The organism is Pseudoxanthomonas koreensis (genome assembly GCF_010093225.1).
Taxonomy (GTDB): Bacteria; Pseudomonadota; Gammaproteobacteria; order Xanthomonadales; family Xanthomonadaceae; genus Pseudoxanthomonas; species Pseudoxanthomonas koreensis.
Window position 1 is genome coordinate 1 of sequence record NZ_PDWM01000089.1, and the last position, 584, is coordinate 584.

Annotated in this window: 2 pseudogenes; both read right to left on the minus strand. The window is 56.7% G+C overall.

From position 1 onward, the window contains the following. Positions 1-192: 192 nt before the first annotated feature. Positions 193-354 (minus strand): annotated as a pseudogene (locus tag CSC64_RS13830) (BlaI/MecI/CopY family transcriptional regulator); the annotation flags it as partial. Between the two features lie 48 nt (positions 355-402). Then, positions 403-584, minus strand: a pseudogene (locus CSC64_RS13835) (ATP-binding protein); the annotation flags it as partial.

Here is a 584-nt window from a genome sequence, read left to right on the forward strand (position 1 = left end):
ACTACATCAGACAATCATGCCACCGACTCACTCATAGGCAACTCGTTCTTGTACCCGTCCCATCATACCTCCCTCCCACCTTATCCATCTTGTTCCGTACCTCTTGCCCTTATCCCTTGTATCTGCCTTATACTGATGCATGTCCCGTAACTACCGCAAGCCGTTTTCCCTTTTCTGTCTCTCCGTCTTTTTTTTTCCCCAGCCGGTGTGCGCCAATGCGGCAATCACCTCTTCTGCCGCGCGCGGTGCGCCATCCCAGAGCACCTGCATCACCACTGCTTCTGCGTCACTGATCGACATGCGATTACATCCGTAATTTTTATCGATTACACGCGTAAACGAATTCGATGTCAAGCGCCGTTTGTCGGCGTGATGGCGCCCTTGCCTACGGATCGTCCGGCAGCTGATCGGGTGACCGACACATTGCACGCGGACGCGCAAGCCGCCCAACGCAGGCGATTCATCCAGCTGCACGCGCGCCGCGTGTGCCACGGCGATGTCGTGCACGATCGACAAACCCAACCCGCTGCCTTCCACACAGGTGCCCAGTTCGCGATGAAAACGATGAAAGACGCGTGCGCGCG